This is a genomic window from Alloscardovia sp. HMSC034E08 (assembly GCF_001813415.1).
Taxonomy (GTDB): Bacteria; Actinomycetota; Actinomycetes; order Actinomycetales; family Bifidobacteriaceae; genus Alloscardovia; species Alloscardovia omnicolens.
Map to the genome: position 1 here is coordinate 1329493 of NZ_KV812468.1, position 20698 is coordinate 1350190.

Below are 20698 nucleotides of genomic sequence, written 5' to 3' on the forward strand. Positions count from 1 at the left end.
TGAATTAGCTTTCATCCTCTTTGGTAAAATAGCACCAGCTTCAGCTAAAACAACTGCAGGGCTGTGAATTAGCTTTCATCCTCTTTGGTAAAATAGAGCAATCTAATCAAAGGGGATGATTCCAGCATTTTCAAGGCTTTTCGCAGTTAAAAAAGCATTAAAGTTTCCGGTGTTTCACCATCATTTTCTTCTTCTAGATTCACATATCGTAACGATTTCGACCACTGCTTATCTGTAATATGTAAGACTCGAATTTTGCCTTGCGGTGGCAAATTATCCTTAATTGTCCGAACTGTGGAACGATTTCCTTCAGCTGTTGGCGTATATCTTGCGTAGACAGAAAACTGAATCATGCAGTAACCCATATCGAGTAATAAATCTCTAAATACTACAGCAGCATGTCTTTGTTGCTTCGTTTGAACAGGGAGATCAAACATTACTAAACACCACATTCCCCCACTGTCCTCATCAACTTTCATGGTTAATCCTTAACGTATTGTGGAATTGCAATCTGCTGAATTTTATCTTCAACATATAGTGCATATTGTTGCGCAAAATCATTAATTTTACTTGGAATTGTTAGACCTTCTCCATTGAACTGTCTATTAACACTTTCAATAAGAAACTGCTTTGTTTCTCGGTCAATTAGTGAATCTTCTTCGCTTAATTCAGCTACTTTTACATCGACAGCTGGTCTCAATACTTCAATCAAGTCATCAGCTAAACAATAATAATTACTGCCATTATGGTGGTGAATACCTAAACATGGACACAATCCAGCAGATATCACCGCCTTAATAGTAAAACCGCGTAAAATCATATAGGAATAATCTAGTTGTGAGTTTCGCCCTCTCCCATCCCCTGGGAGCCTATGAAAATCTGCATCTGTTTGGAACAAGCAATGCCAATATTCTCTCGCTGCTCGCCCCTCTATATTAGTCAAATCTCCCGAACGAACCTGTTTAGCTAGACCTCTTAAATTTCCTCCGCCATCGATACCAAGCTGATCTAATACGGCAGCTTGACCCATAATTTTAGATTGGACAATCTTTCCCCACATATTCTTCTGTCGTGGGATAGTTTGAGAGATTTGCCCTCTAAAACGAGCATTAATACGCGTATTCGTTTCTGCCCACGCATGCATAGCAGATATAGGAACTCCTCTCCAATCGCACGTCATTACGGAAACACCATAGGTTGCACATTGGTGAAGCAATCCTGCTGAACAATTACATCTCAAACCAATAAGAAGAACGGCAATATCAGTGAGTGGCACATCAGTTGACGTGTCTCTATCCCTATCTCGCACAACTAATCTGCCACGATCATAGGTTAGTGAACCATGAAGGTTCGTACAGTCAACTACGCGCCACGCACTGTTCATGATTACCTCACTTTATTCATGCCACCTATAAGACACTGGTAATCCAGCATTCGACTTCCAGCGTATTTCTCCAAGACCGTTACGACGAATGACGGTTGGATGAAACGCTGAAACAGCATTTATAGATGGCAACCATCCTCTGGTAAAAATTTTCTGGACATCATCTGAAATAGGCATATCAAGCTTTTCTAATCCTTCTGCTGAAAGGTAGCTTGGACGCAACCTCAACTGAGAACGAGAAAAATACCCATCTACTGTCCACGTAGCATAAAGTTTCGCACTACACCATGGTTGCAAAAAGTCAGCAAATTCTTTCACTTGACCTGTGTAATCCGTTTGACTCAAATCAAGTCGAAGCTCATCTCCAACGAATAAATGCCCCACAAATCGTGCATGACCTTCTCGAATCGCTTTGACGGTGCTAGGGTCTCCGTATCTCATGCTCAATGAGGACTCCGAAAGTGGCACAGTTAGCAAATCGTCATTTCGAGACTTAGCTAAATCAGCTGCAAACACGCGAATCATTCCATAGAATTCTCCGGTCTTCTTTCCTGACTTGTTGATTTTATCGCATAGATAGATACGAGCATGGTGGAATCCATCACCAATCTCAGCCGACCCATTATGAACCATAATCTGAGCTGCATTCTTTTCGAAGAACGCGATTTCATCTTCAGAACCATAGTGGACTCCATTTACCACAATGTGACGTTCACGATTCTCAGGAAGTCCTGTTTTCTCGTCAAAATCGTCGCAACGAGTCAACGCTGTAAATAGAGCAGGAGTCGATGCGCGCTGAACAAGTGAAGCCTCAATCTTATCCCCTAATCGTACACGTAACAATTTATGAATCGTGTCCTCATGCGCTCTAGAATTTCCTAACTCTAGACGCAAATTCCTCAATATCTGTACTCTGTCATCATCAAGTGCATCATTGATAAGGTCAAGAAGGACATGCATATTCCCCAGCCAACGACCGTATAGGAACTGTTGTTCTTCATCCTTACCTCTATATTCCCTCCAATCAGCACCATCCTCTTTCTGGCTGTAGCGTTGTGCTTTGTGTAATTCATTTTTATCCACCAGCACTTCAGCTACGTTGTGCTGCATGAGAGCAATAACAGCAGCATCGACCGCATGATGACGGCGATCCAAACGAGTTTTTCCAGACGGACCAGCAAAATGAATCTGCTTTTCAATACCGGAGAATCGTCGAGCCAACGATGTAGACAAACCTGAGTATACGAATACCTTTACAGCTCGCTCCGGGATATCCGAAGTAGCTGTATATCGTTGCGAGTTGTAATACCAATCGATACGCTTATGAAGCTCATCTGCCATCCAAGAGACAGATCCCATAGAACGGTTATCAGGCGCCTCGTCCTCAGTCATTTGAGTAAGCCTCGATTTCACAGCTTCCTTAAACCGTTTAGCATTCGCAGCACTGAGGGTGCCCGCAGGAAAAGTAAACATTTCCACGCGCGCGACAGCTTTCGCTACAGTAATTCCCTTCGATACCGCATATTGGTCATGGCACCATAAACTAAACAGCTTCTTTGATTTTGCTCGATTGCAATCAGTACAGACTGCAGCTAAGTTTGTTTTTGTATTCGTAGCGCCAACACCCTTTCGTGGAACAATATGATCAAGCTCACACGTAGTAAACTTTAATGTTGCTCCGCAGTACAGGCATTCACCATTTTGCCGTTGGATTGCTTCCCAGCGTTTCATAGCAGAATCACTAAAGCGATTGAAGTCCGGGTACAAATCTTTAATCTTATCGAAGATTGCACTGCGGTTAGTTGCATAGGCTTCCGCGTCTTTCTGATACGCTCGAGCAACTTTAGCTGACGAGAATCCCTCACGTGCATGCTCAATATTTACACTGACAGGCGTTCCCCATCTTGCAGTGCAATTCATTAAATAACGGTTGACAATTTTAAGGACTCTGTCCGCTGAAGGATTACCAATCGGAAATCCGATAGGTTCCTGAGCCGGCTTCCAATTGTCAGTAACTCCATAGACAATCTTGCGAGCATCATGAAGATTATCAGTTGTACTGAGCATCCTCACTGTTAATGCCTGACATGCACTAACAGAGTAAGCCGCTCTTCCAGCAGGTAGTTTGATATTATCTATCGCACCAAGTTGATCATCATCGAACGAATCAATGAGTTCAAAAGCATTGCTGTATGACATGTCATCACGAATAGAATCAATATCAACATTATTGCCAAGTAACTCAAGTAAACGTTCTTGATCATCCTCAGAAGCATCACGCCACCATGGCATAATATCGTGTTTCACGAGCTTCCCGAGAACACCAGAAGATTCAATTAAGGCAAAATAGCTATCCATAACCGGAGCACGATTGGAGATTCTATCTCCATCGTCTTGAATACCACCGATTCCCTTAATATCTCGGCGATTCACCCCAAGAGCAGCTGCTACGTCAGCCCACGTTGGACGAGTTTTTGAATCCATACTTGATAAAATATCGAACGCAGTATTCTTCTCTTCAACCGTTAGAGGTCTTTGTTGGCCACCTACCGCAAGCTTCAAGAAAGACAAGGCGGCAATAATACGGAATTTTTGAAATGCCAATGATGCTTTCGTAGCTCGCTTTTCATGGGTTAAATCATCCAAAGCTACACGCTCACTGGCAGAACCACGTGGGGACACTGCATAGAAAATCTTGTCAATTAATTTTCTGCAGGTTTCATCATCTACCCCCTGTTGTTCGCAAATATAACGAACTTCGTAAGCATTATCTTCCTGCATTAGCTTCTGAGGAAATGGAGCAAAAGCTTCAGATTTACTACCGCTATGTCGAATACGAGGAGCAACCTGACCATCTTTACTAGCTAGGTAATCACCAATGATTTGAGCAGGCGTCAACCCATCCTCAGGATTGACTTGACATGCCTCACATAAATCATCATATCGTTCGGATAAATCATCTAGATTGACGTTATACAGTGATTTCACGGATTTATATGGATTACGCCATCCACGATGCCTAGCAATATGTCGGAATGCGACAGAAAGCATGTATTTGCGTTGCTCTTCGTCTTGAATATATCCATCTGCCAAACGTGCTCGTAGCATCCATGGTTCGAAAGTATCATCCCCATAATTCTCAAGCGGGAGCCCTAATTCTTCTAAATACTTATTGAGATTAGCTAAGCGTGACTTGCGACGACGACGCATTCTACGAGTTCGGCGAGCAACCCCAGAAATCATTTTGCGCGTATCCGCTGTTTTATTTGAATTGGGATCTACACCACCATCGTGTATAAAACTTTGCATGTTAAGGATACGAACAGGTTCTCCATTGCTATCTACTTCGATAGCCGCAAGACCTGTTGAGTATAGACCTACATCGATTCCGATTTTATAATTATTTAGTGTCATAAGAATGGTATATCACAAAAATGCTCTATAAAGCAAGTTACATTTATAATCACAACAACTTATGTCGTATATCTGTTCTCAGATTATTGACCAAAAATGAGTTGCTACGGGGGGGTAGTAGTTGTTTTTCTAGGGTTGGATACACGTGTATTTATCGATTCAAAATTCAAGGAAATGGGTGAACCATCACACTGTTTACATTATTGCGTCACGTCGGTATTGACGAGCATGTTTTACAACGAAAACGCTGTTTACCCGTAGAAGTTTACGGGGTTAATTGCCAAAAAGTGTGTATAAATTGTGTCTTAGCCGTTGTTTTTCAAGGTGTGTCTCGTGGTGGATTTAGTGTGAGGCTATAATGCATAATCACAGTTGTACAAACGAACAATATTTGATATTAAATGCGCATATTTTGAAAATAGCATGAATCTATACACCGATGGGTGAAGATGTTTGTCCGCCCTATAATTGCCTAGATATACTCGTGTTTTACTGTCTATCGATATAAATCCTCATAAGTTACACCACAGCAAATGATCGAGAAAGCACCTCAACTTACCGGCACAACTATGCCGAAGCTATACACACTTTTGCGCAATTAATCCCAATACTGCTACCCTAGTTATCGTTTCAAAGAGTCTATACGAGGCTACACATTGATTTTGAATTTGATGTCGTGCCTGAGAATCTATGAGTAACCTCCGGTCGGATTGCTAGCGAATTTTTTCACAACTCAATCGACCGATAAATCAGATTTTGAACTAGAACTCGCTAGCGGTGATGGAAGCGTCACTACATGCCAATCCGAAGTCAGGTACAGGCGATTGCTCGACTTAGTGTGGAGAATCATGACGCCTGTATCTCTGACGAGCTAGGCTTTGGCACTACGAGCCACTCTCGCACTGAGCAAAGAATGGCAGGGTTTGAGTGTGCGCGAGACTATACTCCGTGCCATCGACCGTCACCAACTGTTCCTCGACCGGCTTCGATGAGAGAGCCCAGCTACCGTCAATTTTACCTTTAGAAGTGTTAAGGAAAGCCTCGAACACAGGCGATGCAGCCCAGAGCCACAAGTCTTCAATCGAAACCTCGACCGTCGCGAACGCCGCATCATCTTCGCTGCTGATGTGTGCACCTATGATTGCTATCATAGGTGTAATAGTCTGAGTGTCGGGGCTCTTCACTCGTGAGAATATGGATCGATTCCCCTTGGTGGGAACACAACCCAGAAGCGTAATCCACGTTGTTCGGTCACACCGTGGATTACATCCCATGTCCTGGTGCCCTCATGGTAGAGGGTTAGACCAGGAGCTGGACTGGAGGTTATGCGGTCCTCGAATGCACCGATTATCGAAAGCGTAACACGACCCTCACCGTCATACCGCAAGGTGCCCGGAACCCGTTTGTCAGGCTCTTCTGGCAACCACCACAGACCAGCCCACTCGGCTGACTCATACAGATTTAGAGGATTATTTGTCACTGCTCTCTCGGGATTACTACTTCTTTCCGCCAGACGTCAGCTCTGTACACAAGCGACATCGCCTCGCCTGGCATCTTGTCTCGGTGGTCACTCCTCATGAACCTCAGCTGGATCAACCCTATACCAGTGCTCGGAATTCCGCCTGCACTCAAGAGCGGGAACATGCTCTGTTGCCTCGCGTCGATTCTTCCCGTTCGCATCGACATAGTCTATCCATTCTTTCGGCTTGTTGTAGTAGCGCATATTTCCGCCGCGCTGAGGGCAAGCTCCTGCCCGAATCTTTTCCAGCGTGATACAACCGCCCGACACCACTCAACGCCCATCCCAGAAAGAGCGGCCGCCGCAACTGGAGCTTCGTCAATCTGCGAAGCTCCATGACTAAGATAAACATCACAAATACGGCGATGAAGACCCAAATCCACCAGTTTTGCCCAGGCGCTTGCAGGAAACATCGAGTCTCCCGCTTAGGAGATTAAGAGCAGGCTGTCCTATCTTCCAGAGTGGGAGAATTTCGGCTAGTCTCAATACAAGACCAACCATGAAAGGACTCCCTGGGTGAACGGGCTGCGCCACTTCGGTACTGCCTCGTACGTGGCATTAGGAGGATCAGTAGGGGCAAAGTTGACTACCACATCGCGCCCAGCCTGGTAGATGTCCCCGCGAACATCCCCACCTCCTGTAGTCACATTATGCCCTGCGACGTCAGTCAAACGAACTCCACAATCCCGTAGAACCTCTGATGAGGCTTGACTAACTGCCCACATTCGGCACAAATCATTTCTTCCCTCCAGACGCAAGCCCGCTTTTAAATTCGACCACGTCCCCATCTCGCATAACATAATCTTTACCTTCGAGACGCATTTTGCCTTCTTCTTTCACCTTTGCATACGATCCGGCTTCTACCAAATCCTCGAAAGAAACAATGGCAGCTTTAATAAATCCACGCTCGAAATCAGAGTGAATCACGCCTGCGGCTTGAGGTGCAGTCCATCCTTTATGAATAGTCCATGCACGTACTTCTTTTTCGCCGGCAGTCAAATAGGTTTGCAAACCGAGCGTATCGAAACCAACGCGAGCAAGCTGATCAAGACCAGATTCCTCTAAACCAGCGTCAGCAAGCATTTCTTGGGCATCTGCTTCATCCAGTTCCGTTAAATCAGCTTCAAACTGAGCATTCAAGAAGATGGACTGTGCAGGAGCAACCATATCGGAAAGCTTAGCTTTCAAAGCATCATCTTGAAGCTCGTCATCGTCCATATTAAACACATAAATAAATGGTTTAGCCGTCAGCAGTTGGAGTTCGCGGATTTCTGCTGGGTCAACTTTTCCGGCTTTTGCAGCCTGATCGATAGTCAAACCTTCTTCAAGCACAGCCTGCGCTTTCTTTACCTCGTCAAGATATGCAGGGGTAATCTTCTTACCGCGCAGTTCCTTTTCCAAACGAGGAATAGCGTTCTCAATGGTTTGTAAATCAGCGAGAATTAGCTCAGTATTAATCGTTTCAATATCGTCTGTTGGATTCACTGTCCCGTTGACGTGCACAATATCGTCATCACTAAATACGCGCGTTACCTCACAAATAGCATCTGCTTCGCGAATATTAGCTAAGAACTGATTACCTAAACCTTCACCTTCTGACGCGCCCTTAACGATACCTGCAATATCTACGAAGGTAACAGTTGCTGGAACGAGTTTAGTTGTGTTTACGATAGAAGCTAATGCTGCCAAACGTGGATCTGGCAGAGGAACAATGCCTGTATTAGGCTCGATTGTTGCAAAAGGATAGTTTTCTGCCAAAACATTATTACGCGTTAAAGCGTTAAAAAGCGTGGACTTACCCACATTTGGTAAGCCAACAATACCAATAGTCAATGCCATAATGTGTAATCCTACCTAGAGCCCTCAACTGCGTCGATTGCACTGATAATGCTACCGCGGAAACCTGTTTGTTCAAGAGCGGCTACGCCTTGGATCGTTGTTCCTCCTGGTGAGCATACTGCGTCTTTCATTTGTGCTGGAGCTAAACCTGTTGCCAGTTGGAGAGCACCTGTACCGGCGGTCATCGCAGCAGCTAAACGGTATGCCGTAGCACGAGTCAGACCGTATTTTACACCTGCATCAGCTAATGCTTCCATAAACATTGCTGCATATGCTGGAGCACACCCTGCCACAGTTCCTGCAACAGATAAATGCTGTGTATCTACAAATTCGACTGTAGAGATTGGTTCGAAAAGCTCATGGAAGGTTGTGAGCTGTGCTTCGGTTAGCGTATGCGTTTCTTCTGCTACAACAACACCTTGAGCAATAGCAATAGGCGTGTTCGGGATGGTAGAGATATGATGCGCTTCGACAGACAGTACCTCGTTCCAGAAAGCGTTGAACTTTCCGGCAGCAATAGAAATGACTATTTTGTGTGACCAATCAATGTCCGCAACAAATTCAGAGAAAATATTTTCGATTTGATACGGTTTAACTGCAACGATAAGAACATCGCTGCGTTGCGCTACCTCGCTGGAACTGCGTACAGCCTCGACCCCGCGCTGCTGTGCTTTTGATGTTAAGGTATCAAAATGAGCTGCGCACGCAATAATCTGTGCGTCAGCTGCAACGCCCGCATGACGCCAACCATCAACAATAGCTGTGGCCATATTGCCAAAGCCAATAAAACCTAGTGTTGTCATTCTTTTCTTTCTGATTGATTATTTAAGGAATAGTTTTTCGAGATGACCTCGGCTGAGCGCTTCTGTATAAAGATGCTCGAAAACTGCCCCCATACGTGCACCGTCATGCTCAAATTCATTGGTAACCCAAGCATGAGAGTTCCCTACACGAGAGAGAGTATCAAGCTGCAAACCGGAGTCCACGTACATATCGTCGAAATACACAGCAGCGTGAATAGGTATGTCATTGCGCGCTAACTGGTCTTCATCATATACAATTCCCCACTGCGTATCGCTCATCAGTTCATCCATTGCTGGTCTAAAAGCACGTAAAGCAGAGTCTTCATCAAAAATTTCTGGCAGTGCAGCTTCACCAATCAACATAAGAGGACGAGAGGATTCGTCGAACTGTTTAGTAGAACGGAGCACATCGTTGGCAGCCCAGTTGATTGATTCAATCTCTTTATTTGCATAAATAAACTCTTGGAGAACCCAATATAGTTCGCTGCCATACGATGTAGTGGAGCTGAATAATTCCATGAGGAACCCATCGCTTAAATACTCTCCATTAAAAGCCGTATCGACTGTCCAATGCATGCGTTCGAAACTTGGTTTCATGCCGAAATCGCCACCCAACATTTGCAGGCGTCGAACACTAGCTGGATCCCCATTAGGCAGAAGAACCTTTTCGGAAGATAAAAAGTCTGCAATACGCCCAACAATGGCTTCATCGTCAGTATATAAACCGTAGTATTCCTTTGTTTTCGCCATCATACGTGGCACAGTATGCTCATAGACTTCACGAGTATTCATAGGAATGTGTGGAATACCGCCGGTAACAAAGCTAGCTGTAATACTCGCGGGGAACAAAGACACATATGCCATGGTCAGGAATCCGCCATAGCTTTGCCCCAAAGTTACCCACTGTGCGGAATTGAAAACTGTGGTGCGCAAAAATTCGCAGTCACGAATAATGGAGTCCGCTAGGAAGTTCTTTAAGAAATCTGCAGTTTCTCGAGCATTCTGACCACGACGACGAATAAGGCTAGAATCGACACGTGAGGAACGCCCAGTTCCACGCTGATCAATAAGCACTACGCGGAAATGTTTTACTGCTTCAGACAACCATGGGATGGACTGAGCACTCATGGGGCGAGGTCCCATGCCGCCAGGACCGCCTTGAAGGAAAAGTAACAAAGGTAAGTCAGCATGCACATTCTGTGCAGAACTAACCACGCGGTAAAACAGATCAATATGCTCGCCTGCGAAACTTGAAGCATCTGGTTGAGCTGCTCCGGCAGCCCAATTCCAATGCAAAGGAACCTGCACTACATGGTCTTCTACGTGCAAACCAGGCACGTAATATTGCGAAAGTTGAGTCATACCTCAACCTTAGCGCACAATACGTAAAAGGTGTTGAAGCATACTCCAACACCTTTATGCATATTGTTCAGTGCATACTGAGTTAATCGGGCAACTCACAATAATCAAAATGAGTAAAACGTGCCTGTTTACCGTAACCGGCTAAATCAATGCACGCTAACCCCACAAAAGCTCCTGTAAAGAAGCCTCCATAACGCTGGTTCACGTAATCATCGGAGAGGATTTTAGCATCTAATTGCACAGGAATATTGTGCCAATCCACACCATTAAAGGAGTACTCATATGTGTAGTATTGCGTGCGCACGCGCGTGCGTAACCACACTCGTTCAACGTCCTCAGGAACAACAATGGCATTATCTTGAAGAAAGCTCGTGTAGGTATTGAAATCGTTTTGAGCAACTTCAATAACTCGACATTGTCTTTTCTCATCCCACGTAATAAATGCCCATGACCAGCATAAGTCGTTGTAGTAATTCGTTAAACCTGCCATCTCACGGTAGCGGGTTGGAGAAAATTCTATTGCCACACTTGCATCGAAGTTAAAAGCCTGCCAACGTCTTGCTACTAGTGATAGCTCGCGAAGATTGCTGAGCGAGCCTTGACCGTTAAGAGTTAAAACTCCATCTCCTACGCGCCCCATTTCATCACTAAACGGAGCTCGAAGAGTATTCCAATCACCGTGAAGTTGATTATCTTCAAAATCATCATGCTGATTATTGTTCTGCTCATTAGCGCATTCATCATTCAACACAGCATCTCGGGGAGCATCAACGCTTGTGCAGCCTGCCTGCCCACCCACAATATATGGCCAGCCATCATCATCCCACTGCAGTTTTTGAATAGATGTTTCACGCCCTAAAGTGCACCAGCCACGCGGATCGTAAGCCGATTCTATGGTGTGATGCCATGGACGAGCGCATAAGGAGGCGTAATACCATTCGCCTGACGGGGTATCGACCAAAGCACCATGTCCTTGCTTTTGGAGATAGGAAGTTGGCGAATCGAAGTTAGAAATCAATGGGTTATGAGGCATAGATTCAAAACTCAGTGCATCTAAAGTACGAGAACGCGCCACAGATTCGCGGTGTGTATACATTGTTCCACCCTCAGCCGCGAACAGATAGTAATCGCCATCTTTTTTATACAGATGTGGACCTTCTACCAATTTTGTTTCTGTGCCCTGCCATAAGGTTCGTTCGGTATCAGGAAGTAAACGCATACGTTCATAATCAAACTCGGTGAGTGTAATACCATCGAAAGAATGACGATATTCGCGGAAATCCCATGTTTGCTGCACAAGGTATTTGCGCCCATCGTCATCATGGAAAAGCGACGGATCAAAACCAACACCATTTAAGCGGATAGGTTCAGACCATGGCCCTCTAATATCTTCAGCAGTCACAAGGTAATTAGCTACATCTTTAAATGCGCCTTCAACAATATGCACATTGGAGTAAATAAGCCAAAAACGATCGTCTGCATAACTCAAATCAGGCGCCCACACTCCTCCAGATGAAGGGATTGAGCGCATATCAATCTGCGAAGTTCTCGTTAGTGGGCTAGGCAGAAGATTCCAATGCACTAAATCTTTCGATTCATGCAAACGAACACCTGGAAACCATTCGAATGTTGAGTTGGCAATATAATAGGTATCTCCTACACGAATAATAGAAGGATCAGCGTGAAATCCACGCAATACTGGGTTATTGATTTTCATCGTCATATCCTGTTCTATCTGCCGTAGATCTACGGGGATATAAAAGTTAAGTATTAGTAAGTACTGTTTTCAAGCGTTCGGGAGAATGCAGGGAGACAACATTCTCCCGAACATGTTCGTAATTCTTAGCCCTTGACCGCCCCAGCCAGGCCACCCACAATCTTCTTTTGGAAAATCGTAAAGCATATAAGTGCTGGAATCATGCTCAAAGCCGTAAAAGCAAGAACCTGAGCAGTATCAACTGAATGCTGCGAACTAAACATTTGCGCACCAAGAGGCAAGGTATATTTACTGGAATCATTGAGTAAGAACAAAGGAAGCATATACGCATTCCAACTAGCTACAAATGCGAGAATTCCCACAGTAGCAACACCCGGCCAGCTTAATGGCAACACCATTCTAAAGAAGAATCCCAATCGAGAAGAACCGTCAATCATTGCTGCTTCTTCTAGCTCTGTTGGAATTGACTTCAAAAATGGCACCATAATAATAATGGCCTGAGGAAGACCAAAAGCAATTTGAGGCAGAATAATTCCCAAGTGAGAATTCACTAAATGCAAATTCTTTAAGAGTAAATACAAAGGCGTAATAGCTACGGTAATCGGGAACATCATACCTGCTGCAAACAACGAATACATAAAATTGCGAGCGCGGAACTCATAACGGGCAAGCACAAAGCTAACCATAAGACTGAGTAGAACAATTCCCACCATGGTAGCAACGCCAACAATAAGAGAATTCACTAATTCGGTCCAGAAGATATTCGATGCGAAAACGTTTTTATAGTTCTCGAAGTTCCACGGCTTAGGTAAGCCCGCAGGATATCTTGTAATCTGCGAATTCGTTCTAAAACCGCCAATAATAATGTAGATAACGGGAACAATGCAGATGAGAACAAGAATTACCGAAAGCAGATAGACAACCGGGTGACTCCACGGAGTTTTGTGTGATTTACGGATGCCTTGCATTGCTAAGGTCTGTGGACGCGCACTCATTTAGACCACCATCGCTTTCTTCTCAGGATTACAAGCCCTATCTACTTTTTTATGTGCAGCTTTGCTTTGTGCGCGCGAGCATTTGGTTGTTATTGCCCCTTCTAAATCTCGATTAAGAGCGAAATGTTGATACGTTAAGGCGATAACCAGGGAAATTAGGAAGATGAGCACGGCTACAGCCGAGCCATAACCATAGTTATTTGCTAAGCGGCCTTCACGAACCATGTAGGTTGCCATTGTGGATGTTCCAGCAGTAGATGAAACGTATTGTCCCCAAATAATGTAGACCAAGTCGAATAATTGCAAAGAACCGATAATGGACATAAATGCCCAAATACGAATTGTAGGAGCAAGCAGAGGAAGAGTGATACTCCATTGCTGCTGCCAGAAACCCGCGCCATCAACGCGTGCTGCTTCATACAGATCTTCTGGGATAGACTGCATGCCTGCAATCATCAAAATAACAGCAAAACCAATATATTTCCACGTGATAATAACCATCAGCGTCCAAAAAGCAACTTTTGGATCTGAAATCCAATCAGCTCCCGGAATACCCCAGCTTTTCAGAACTGCATTAACTGCTCCAGTTGTTTGCAGCATAAGAGACCATCCCGTGCCCACAATAACTTCAGACACCACATATGGCACGAAAATAAGTGTGCGAATAATGGCTCGTCCCTTAAACTTTTGATTGAGTAGCAAAGCGAATAGAATGGCCAGTGGAGCTTGAATAATAAGAGAAGCAACAACCACACACATAGTGTGTATAAAGGCTTCTTGAAAGTTAGTATCCGAAAGAATAACTGCGTAATTATGCAAACCAACAAACTGTCCGTTAACTTCTGGCTTGCCATAACCTTTCCACTTGAAAAAACCGTAATATGCTGCCATAAAAACAGGCAAAATAACAAAGCCAAGAAACATGAGAAGTGCTGGAGCAGACAGCACTGCAATTTCTATATTTTTCCTGACCGTATCGCTCTTTTTAACGCGGGACTGCGCCGCTAAAGATGCACTCACACTCATAATATGTCTCCCCTGACTGTAAGTGACGATTGTATGTGTACCTAGGTGAGGGGGAGCTCAGCAATAACTTGCCTCACCCTCACCGTGTAAAAACTGTGCATAGTCCGCTCTTATCGAACGTTCTACACCTTAGGATTGTGATGGCTGTAACTTTTATCCCTTTTGTGCAGCAGATTGAACGCTCTTGAGAATATCTTGAGCTGTTCCTTTATCTGCAAGAAGATTAACTACGCCTTCGTTCAAAGCATTTCCAACGTTTTGACCTAGGACTGTGTCAAGCCACAGCGAGACAGAGCTTGATTCCTTATATACAGGTAGCACTTCTAGCAAGGCAGGATTTTCGACAATATCTTGAGCATATTGTGCGGCAGGTATGGTAGAGAATGTTTGAGCATATTTTTCTTGATACTCTTTTTGAGCAATAAAGTTAAGGAAGTCAACAGCTTCGTCTGGAGCAGACTCCCCCACAACCATCGCATCGGTTCCCCCCCCATAATAGCTTTCGGATTACCCTTTTGACCATCTAACTGAGGGAAAGCAAAGAATCCCAAATCAGCTAAATCTTTCTTATCAGGAGTAAGATCTCGGATAACGCCAGGATTCCATCCGCCCATTAACTCCATTGCGGCCATATGATTAGCAATCAAACCGGCTGAAGAACTTGCACCTTGCTGAGCAGGGGTTGTGAGGAAGCCCTCGTTGAACGCATTCAAGTCCTTGAGCTTGCTAACGTCTTCTCCTGCTTTGAGCCAGCACGAGTCGTCGAACTTCTTCTCTGTTTGAGCAGCTTCAAATGCTTTAGCTGAGCATTCACGCAGTGCAAACCAGTAATACCAGTGCGCAGCCGGCCATGCATCTTTACCACCCAAAGCAATAGGAGTAATATTCGCAGCCTTCAGCTTGTCAATTACCTGAGTAAATTCATCCCATGTTGTAGGAGTTTTTTCAATACCAGCCTGCTTAAACAGGTCTTTCGAATACCAAATTCCACCAGGAAGAGCTGCAATAGGCATGCCGTAAACCTTGCCTTCTAAGGTTTGCGAAGCTAAAGCTGCCTTCATACCGGTTTTCACGTCATCGGAAAGTTTCTCTGTTAAATCTTTTACCTGACCGGCTTCAACCATATCCTGTAGTTTTTGACCACCGCGGCTGAGGAAAACATCAGGCGCAGACTGAGGATCTTGCAAGGCTGTTTGCAGTTTTCCATCTAAATCTTCGTTCTGAATAGCTTCAACCTTTACGCTGACCTGAGGATTCTTCTTCATAAAATCAGCAGCAGCACTCTCCCAGAACTTCTTACCGTCACCAGTAGTGGAATTATGCCATACAACAACTTGTGTTTTACCATCAGCAGTTTTACCTGCATTATTCGAGCAACCTGCTAGACCAATTAAGCTTGCTGCGACTACTGTAGCAGCTGCAATATTTTTCAACTTCATTGTCTTTTCTCCTCGTAACTTACCACCATTGGCAAATTGTCGAAAATTTCGATTACTTTCTCTTATACAGTTGGCATTATTACAGTTTTACCGTTCTTCTGTTTTCGAAAAATATTATGTGATTTTCGACAATTTCATGTTATCAAGGCGAAAAATACTTAGTCAACTCAATTAACGAAAGATACATATTACTTATAAAACCTTATATTTCAATATATTTATACATTTTCAAGCAAATATTTCTTGAACTAAAGTTTTCGAAAGTTTCGATTTTATGATATTCTCTACCTAAGGAGGGGTGAATTATGACATGTCATCAATCTCAACGCAGAAAACAGTTAAGTGATATTGCTGAGGAAACAGGTTTTTCCTTGGCAACTGTTTCTAAAGTGCTTAACGGACGCAGTGACGTTGCACCTCAAACGCGCGAGATTATTTCACGCGCATTAGAGAAGAATCATTATGTACGTCGCAATAATCCTGCTGCCCATAGTGAATATATTGAAGTTGTTTTGCAATCTTTCGATACTGTGTGGAGTCTGGAAGTATTGCGCGGCGTTCTTAAATCTGCGAAAAAACACGGACTAAGCGTTATTACCACAGAAAGCGGCAGCCGCACTCATCCTGACGACAGCTGGATGGATGGCGTTATTCGCCGCAGCCCTTATGGAGTAATTCTTGTCTTCTCCAAACTCAGCGCAGTAGAACATTCGCGACTTAATGAGCACCATATTCCCTACGTTATTCTCGATCCCGCTGGCAACCCTAGTTCACAGGATTCCTCTATTCAGGCTGATGATTGGAACGGTGCTTTAGAGGCAACTCGACATCTGATTTCATTAGGACATACACAGCTTGGCATTATTACAGGACCACGTTCGATGCTGTGCGCTCGCGCACGTTTAGATGGTTTTAAAGCTGCGTTAGCAGAGGCAGGATTAGAGTATTATCCGCGGTTTACCAAAGAAGGAGATTTTACTGCTGACGGTGTCATTGATAGCGCTCTTGACTTACTACGCAATCCACAGAACCGTCCAACAGCTATTTTTGGTAGTAGCGATTTGCAATGCATGGGAATTTATGAAGCAGCACGACAACTTAACATCTCCATTCCCTATGATTTATCTGTTGTAGGTTTTGATGATATTCAAACCGCTCGCTATCTTAGCCCTCAGCTGACCACTGTGCGCCAACCTATTGAAGATATGGCGCAAGCAGCCTTGGATATTATTGTGAACCTTCATAAAGGCACACAGCAGCACACATCACGACGTGCAATCTTGCCAACACGTTTGATAGTGCGCGATTCAACAGCTCGCGTGCGCAATGCAGATGTCTGAAGTAAATAATGAGTGCTGACTGCTCATTAGTGCGCGTGATAGCTAATATAGCGGCAAATCGCATCAGTAAGCTGTACGCTCCAGAAATTACCTTCATGCTCGCCACCAAGCACACGAATTAAACGGCAGTCATGCTTTTGGCTGAGTAGCTTGGTGTGAAGCTGAACGCTTTCATCATAATCCACAACATCATCAGCATCGCCATGAAGTAACAGTATTGGTGGATATGTTCCATCTGCACGAGAAATACGGTAAGGACTCATATCCCACGCACGCTGTTGCACATCGTGCGATAAATTCTCCCATGCATCAGTAGGCATTGCTCCTACTACAGAAGACTCACATGCTCGCAAACCTTCATTCACTCTCATTCTTTCACCACTGAGCACACCATAAATATCTGATGGAGGAAAACAAGCAACACAATAATCAACAGCATCGCTCATCTGTGCGCAACTGCCATCGTTATAGCGTGGATCATCTCCAGTCATGGCAAGCAATAAAGCTGTGTTACCGCCTGAAGATGTTCCCCACACGCCTACACGTTGCGCATCAATATAAAATTCCTGTACATGAGCACGCAAAAAACGTACTGCAGCTTTAACATCCATCAAATATCCAAGAAAAGGATGGGAACCATTCTCACTGTCTCTATGATTCACTGTTGCCACCACAAAACCGCGCTCTACCAAGCGTTCTAATCGCCCCACGGCATACATGCGGTTAGGAGTAGTCCATCCACTTCCCTGCACAAAAATAACAAGAGGAGCAGTTCCTCCTAAACGCTCCAAACGCATAGGTGCAATCACATCCATAACTGCACAAGCATCACCTTCGCGATACTGCACATTCGGCGTGATAGAAAACTCATGAGAAAAATCATTATTCGAACTCATAGTGTCAACATAAGAATCACTATATGTGTTCATAGACCCAGCTCCTTTGCTGTACGTAAACGCCTTCTGAGGGTAAGCGGCTGCCTTGCCCCTTCAAACGTCTATATCATCTTTTATATTGCCTTCTGTTATGTCATATGCAAGCTCAGCCACAGCTCACCGTTGAGTTGTGTCTTTGTAACTCACACACTTCTTTAACAGTAGCACTTTTGGGCTACTACCGGGCGACGATCCTTTATAAGTACTTCCCGATTTTTCTCAGAAGGAGTTTCTCAGCTGGTATCTCAGCTGATATCTCAAAAGCGGACAGTAATCGAGCATGCAGTAATGATTAAAGCAGCGCGGATCAACTGAGCATAAAAGCAAACTTTTTAACTATCACTCTTATGAGGGAGCTCGAGTCATGGATTCATAAAATATATTGAATCGAAGAGAGAAAGAATAAAAGGGAAAGAAGAAAAATGAAGACGGTCGTTATTGCAGAAAATAAAAAACTTCAGCATTCACTTTTATCTGAGTATCTCAATCATAATCCCGCTCTTCATATTCTTGCCCATGCTTCTACCAGCCTTGAACTTATGGAAGATATCCATACTTACCATCCTGATTCTGTAATTATTGATGCACGCATTCCGTTCCAAGGAACAGCTCAGTCTGTGCAAGTAGCGAAGGCAATGGATAGAAATATTAATGTGATTCTATTAATGCCTGCTACCTCCATGAAAAGTCTTGAGACCAAAAGCGCTACGGTATATGGCATTGGTGGGGTTTCGGATATTCCTTTAGCTCAGGAAATTGTACATGCCATTGCTGGCGATGATGTTACTAATAATCGGGAAGTTTCAGAGGAAATGCACGACGACGTTGCAGAGGACAACGATGCTCATCAGCACAAAGACATACATATAAAAGATAATCAAACTAAATTTATGCAGATAGCCAGCGATAATGCTACTGACAGTAAAACATCTTCGACACATGCCCTCAGTAATCACATAACCGAGAAAATCATTACGCACGAAATGTTGACAGATAATCACAATAGAGATTTCGAGAACTATATATCGAACTACTATATATCGAGTGACCCCATATTTGAGGCTGCGCTAAAGTCTACAGACAATTGCCCACAACTATCTAAGCGCGAACTTGAGGTAGCTCAACAAATAGCGATGGGAAAGCATAATAAAGAGGTTGCGCAAGCGCTGACGATTACCGTTGAGACAGTAAAAACACACGTACACCATATTTTAGAGAAAATTAACGGGGAAAACAGGCAACATATTGTGTCGTATATGTATGAGAATCATTTGATTGAGTATTAGGAGTTTCTGCGGTGTCTGCAGTATCCGTATACGTGGATCGAAACTTGTAAAAGCGCTCATGCTAAAGTTCAGGTATGAATGCTCAGCGTCTCAATTCTAAACGGCTCAGCCATACAGAACATGCTGTTTTGCGCACGATTATTACACACGAAGGTATTTCGCGCGCGCATCTCGCCGAAAAATTGAATATAAGTATGCCGACGATAGCTTCGGCTCTGAAGCGTTTACACGAACTGCGCTACGTAACGCAATCTCACGGCGTGTTTAATTCTACGGGAGGACGCCGCCCTGACGCTTATGCTTTCGCGTATTCGCGATGCATTTGTGTGGGTGTGCTTGTGCGTAAGGGAACTGCTCATTTTGTATCTACCAATTTGCGCGGAGATGTTGGATCGCGTCAGTCGGTGAGCTTAGATAGTTTTGGCGCCAGTGATTTTTACGACGGTTTAGCTTTGGCTATTGAATCGTTTATTGAAAGCAGTCAAATTGATACGCGGCATTTGCGCGGGATTGGTGTGACCGTTGCCTCGCATGCTGCGTTAGACGAAGCGAGCGAAGCACGACTGCGCCGAACCATCGAATCGCGTCTGAGTTATCCTGTGCGCATTATGAGAGAGCCTTTTGCTTTGGCTGCTGCGGAAACGCTTTTCAACCCTGGTATTACGGATGCTGCGTGCTTGTATTTGAATGCCACGATGAGCAGCGCGTTCATCCGCGGTGGGCGGTACATGCGTTCCGCTGTTTTTGCTGAACATACGCGGCTGTACCCTGCTGTGTTTGCTGTTTCTTCTGTTTCTGTTGCTTCTTCTGCTGAGCTTCGCCAGCGTTGTGAATGCGGGCAGTACGGTTGCGCTCAACTGTATTGCAGCTCGCAAGCGTTATTATCTGCTTTGGGTATTCGCGATGCGCATGTTCGAGAGTTTATTGATCATGTGCGCGATGGAGATTATACGCATGCCAAAGTGCTAAGTAACTACATGGATTCTTTGGCATTATTGATTCATAACATTCAAATGATTGTGAATGTGCCCGTTATTCTGGGCGGTGAAGTTGCTCGCTATTTAGATAGTTCTGATTTATCGGATATTCGTGCCCGAGTGCGTGCTTTAGCACCGAAAATGCTTGCAGGTTCAGCGGGCGCTGCGGGCGCAGTGGGCATGGGAGTTACTGGAGCAGCCAGTGTATCGAGCGTGTCGGGTGTTTCGAGCGTGTCAGGCACTCGCATGGTTATAAAAAGTCAATGCACGCCTGAACAAGCCATTATTGGAGCAGCATATGTGCTCGCTCAGGATTACTTGGATTCATTACTTGCAGTCTAAATCTTTCGTATACGCTCCCGTTTTTGTTCGAATGCCAGATGCCGCGTGTTTCTTCTAAGACCTACATTACCGTTTAGCAAGTTTTTGCTCGACACAGCTCCAGCCATTCGGTTCATGTCGCTCATATGTGTGGAGTGTACTGAGTTTGAGATGCTTAATCTATGGTTTTGCTGTCTCGGTTTGTAAAGTGTTCATGCATGATTATTGTAAGCACTGAACTTGCGAGATTTTTTCGTAAATGATTTTGTTCTTGGTTGGGCGTGTCAGGAATTTTGTGTAGGTGGTAGGTTGCCCTATGGTGAGTTATTTTTCAGGGTCTT

Annotated in this window: 13 protein-coding genes and 2 pseudogenes; 3 read left to right on the forward strand and 12 right to left on the reverse strand. The window is 44.4% G+C overall.

Annotated features, from left to right (window positions below; translation table 11 throughout):
- Positions 1-146 precede the first annotated feature (146 nt).
- The 11 genes and pseudogenes from cas2 to HMPREF2909_RS07365 form a co-directional block, all read right to left on the reverse strand.
- Complete coding sequence (gene cas2 / locus HMPREF2909_RS07300) at positions 147-479, reverse strand: CRISPR-associated endonuclease Cas2 (protein WP_071415769.1); 333 nt, start codon at positions 477-479, stop codon at positions 147-149.
- A gap of 2 nt (positions 480-481) precedes the next feature.
- Positions 482-1384 carry a type II CRISPR-associated endonuclease Cas1 gene (cas1, locus tag HMPREF2909_RS07305; RefSeq protein ID WP_071415770.1) on the reverse strand — a complete coding sequence of 301 codons (903 nt, stop codon included), beginning with the start codon at positions 1382-1384 and terminating at the stop codon, positions 482-484.
- 12 nt (positions 1385-1396) lie between these two features.
- Positions 1397-4798, reverse strand: a complete 3402-nt coding sequence (gene cas9 / locus HMPREF2909_RS07310; protein ID WP_071415771.1) for a type II CRISPR RNA-guided endonuclease Cas9 — start codon at positions 4796-4798, stop codon at positions 1397-1399.
- A gap of 884 nt (positions 4799-5682) precedes the next feature.
- Positions 5683-6278, reverse strand: a pseudogene (locus tag HMPREF2909_RS09220) (hypothetical protein).
- A 774-nt stretch (positions 6279-7052) separates the two neighbouring features.
- The gene (gene ychF, locus HMPREF2909_RS07335; protein WP_071415776.1) at positions 7053-8156 is read right to left on the reverse strand and encodes a redox-regulated ATPase YchF; all 1104 of its coding nucleotides are present in this window, start codon (positions 8154-8156) and stop codon (positions 7053-7055) included.
- Between the two features lie 11 nt (positions 8157-8167).
- The gene (gene proC, locus HMPREF2909_RS07340; protein ID WP_071415777.1) at positions 8168-8959 is read right to left on the reverse strand and encodes a pyrroline-5-carboxylate reductase; all 792 of its coding nucleotides are present in this window, start codon (positions 8957-8959) and stop codon (positions 8168-8170) included.
- Between the two features lie 18 nt (positions 8960-8977).
- The gene (locus HMPREF2909_RS07345; RefSeq protein ID WP_071415778.1) at positions 8978-10321 is read right to left on the reverse strand and encodes an alpha/beta fold hydrolase; all 1344 of its coding nucleotides are present in this window, start codon (positions 10319-10321) and stop codon (positions 8978-8980) included.
- Positions 10322-10403: 82 nt separating this feature from the next.
- Positions 10404-12038, reverse strand: a complete 1635-nt coding sequence (locus HMPREF2909_RS07350) for a glycoside hydrolase family 43 protein (protein ID WP_071416027.1) — start codon at positions 12036-12038, stop codon at positions 10404-10406.
- 125 nt (positions 12039-12163) lie between these two features.
- Entirely contained in the window at positions 12164-13033 is an 870-nt protein-coding gene (locus HMPREF2909_RS07355) for a carbohydrate ABC transporter permease (RefSeq protein ID WP_071415779.1), read from the reverse strand.
- Positions 13034-14059 (reverse strand): carbohydrate ABC transporter permease, encoded by a 1026-nt coding sequence (locus HMPREF2909_RS07360; RefSeq protein WP_071415780.1) that lies wholly within the window; start codon positions 14057-14059, stop codon positions 13034-13036.
- 153 nt (positions 14060-14212) lie between these two features.
- A pseudogene (locus tag HMPREF2909_RS07365) lies at positions 14213-15498 on the reverse strand (ABC transporter substrate-binding protein).
- Between the two features lie 305 nt (positions 15499-15803).
- Between HMPREF2909_RS07365 and HMPREF2909_RS07370 the strand changes: the two are divergent.
- Entirely contained in the window at positions 15804-16838 is a 1035-nt protein-coding gene (locus tag HMPREF2909_RS07370) for a LacI family DNA-binding transcriptional regulator (RefSeq protein ID WP_071415781.1), read from the forward strand.
- Positions 16839-16864: 26 nt separating this feature from the next.
- Here the strand turns inward: HMPREF2909_RS07370 and HMPREF2909_RS07375 are convergent, their stop codons facing one another.
- Complete coding sequence (locus HMPREF2909_RS07375) at positions 16865-17767, reverse strand: alpha/beta hydrolase (protein ID WP_071415782.1); 903 nt, start codon at positions 17765-17767, stop codon at positions 16865-16867.
- A 428-nt stretch (positions 17768-18195) separates the two neighbouring features.
- Here HMPREF2909_RS07375 and HMPREF2909_RS07380 point away from each other — a divergent pair, with 428 nt between their 5' ends.
- Both HMPREF2909_RS07380 and HMPREF2909_RS07385 read left to right on the forward strand, forming a co-directional pair.
- The gene (locus tag HMPREF2909_RS07380; protein WP_049216093.1) at positions 18196-19059 is read left to right on the forward strand and encodes a response regulator transcription factor; all 864 of its coding nucleotides are present in this window, start codon (positions 18196-18198) and stop codon (positions 19057-19059) included.
- 74 nt (positions 19060-19133) lie between these two features.
- Positions 19134-20378, forward strand: a complete 1245-nt coding sequence (locus HMPREF2909_RS07385; protein WP_071415783.1) for an ROK family transcriptional regulator — start codon at positions 19134-19136, stop codon at positions 20376-20378.
- The last annotated feature ends 320 nt before the right edge of the window (positions 20379-20698 follow it).

What these genes read in the sequence shown, in the direction of transcription:
- cas2 (WP_071415769.1), bottom strand. Translation starts at nt 479, where the DNA reads ATGAAAGTTGATGAGGACAGTGGGGGAATGTGGTGTTTAGTAATGTTT.
- cas1 (WP_071415770.1), bottom strand. Translation starts at nt 1,384, where the DNA reads ATGAACAGTGCGTGGCGCGTAGTTGACTGTACGAACCTTCATGGTTCA.
- cas9 (WP_071415771.1), bottom strand. Translation starts at nt 4,798, where the DNA reads ATGACACTAAATAATTATAAAATCGGAATCGATGTAGGTCTATACTCA.
- ychF (WP_071415776.1), bottom strand. Translation starts at nt 8,156, where the DNA reads ATGGCATTGACTATTGGTATTGTTGGCTTACCAAATGTGGGTAAGTCC.
- proC (WP_071415777.1), bottom strand. Translation starts at nt 8,959, where the DNA reads ATGACAACACTAGGTTTTATTGGCTTTGGCAATATGGCCACAGCTATT.
- HMPREF2909_RS07345 (WP_071415778.1), bottom strand. Translation starts at nt 10,321, where the DNA reads ATGACTCAACTTTCGCAATATTACGTGCCTGGTTTGCACGTAGAAGAC.
- HMPREF2909_RS07350 (WP_071416027.1), bottom strand. Translation starts at nt 12,038, where the DNA reads ATGAAAATCAATAACCCAGTATTGCGTGGATTTCACGCTGATCCTTCT.
- HMPREF2909_RS07355 (WP_071415779.1), bottom strand. Translation starts at nt 13,033, where the DNA reads ATGAGTGCGCGTCCACAGACCTTAGCAATGCAAGGCATCCGTAAATCA.
- HMPREF2909_RS07360 (WP_071415780.1), bottom strand. Translation starts at nt 14,059, where the DNA reads ATGAGTGTGAGTGCATCTTTAGCGGCGCAGTCCCGCGTTAAAAAGAGC.
- HMPREF2909_RS07370 (WP_071415781.1), top strand. Translation starts at nt 15,804, where the DNA reads ATGACATGTCATCAATCTCAACGCAGAAAACAGTTAAGTGATATTGCT.
- HMPREF2909_RS07375 (WP_071415782.1), bottom strand. Translation starts at nt 17,767, where the DNA reads ATGAACACATATAGTGATTCTTATGTTGACACTATGAGTTCGAATAAT.
- HMPREF2909_RS07380 (WP_049216093.1), top strand. Translation starts at nt 18,196, where the DNA reads ATGAAGACGGTCGTTATTGCAGAAAATAAAAAACTTCAGCATTCACTT.
- HMPREF2909_RS07385 (WP_071415783.1), top strand. Translation starts at nt 19,134, where the DNA reads ATGAATGCTCAGCGTCTCAATTCTAAACGGCTCAGCCATACAGAACAT.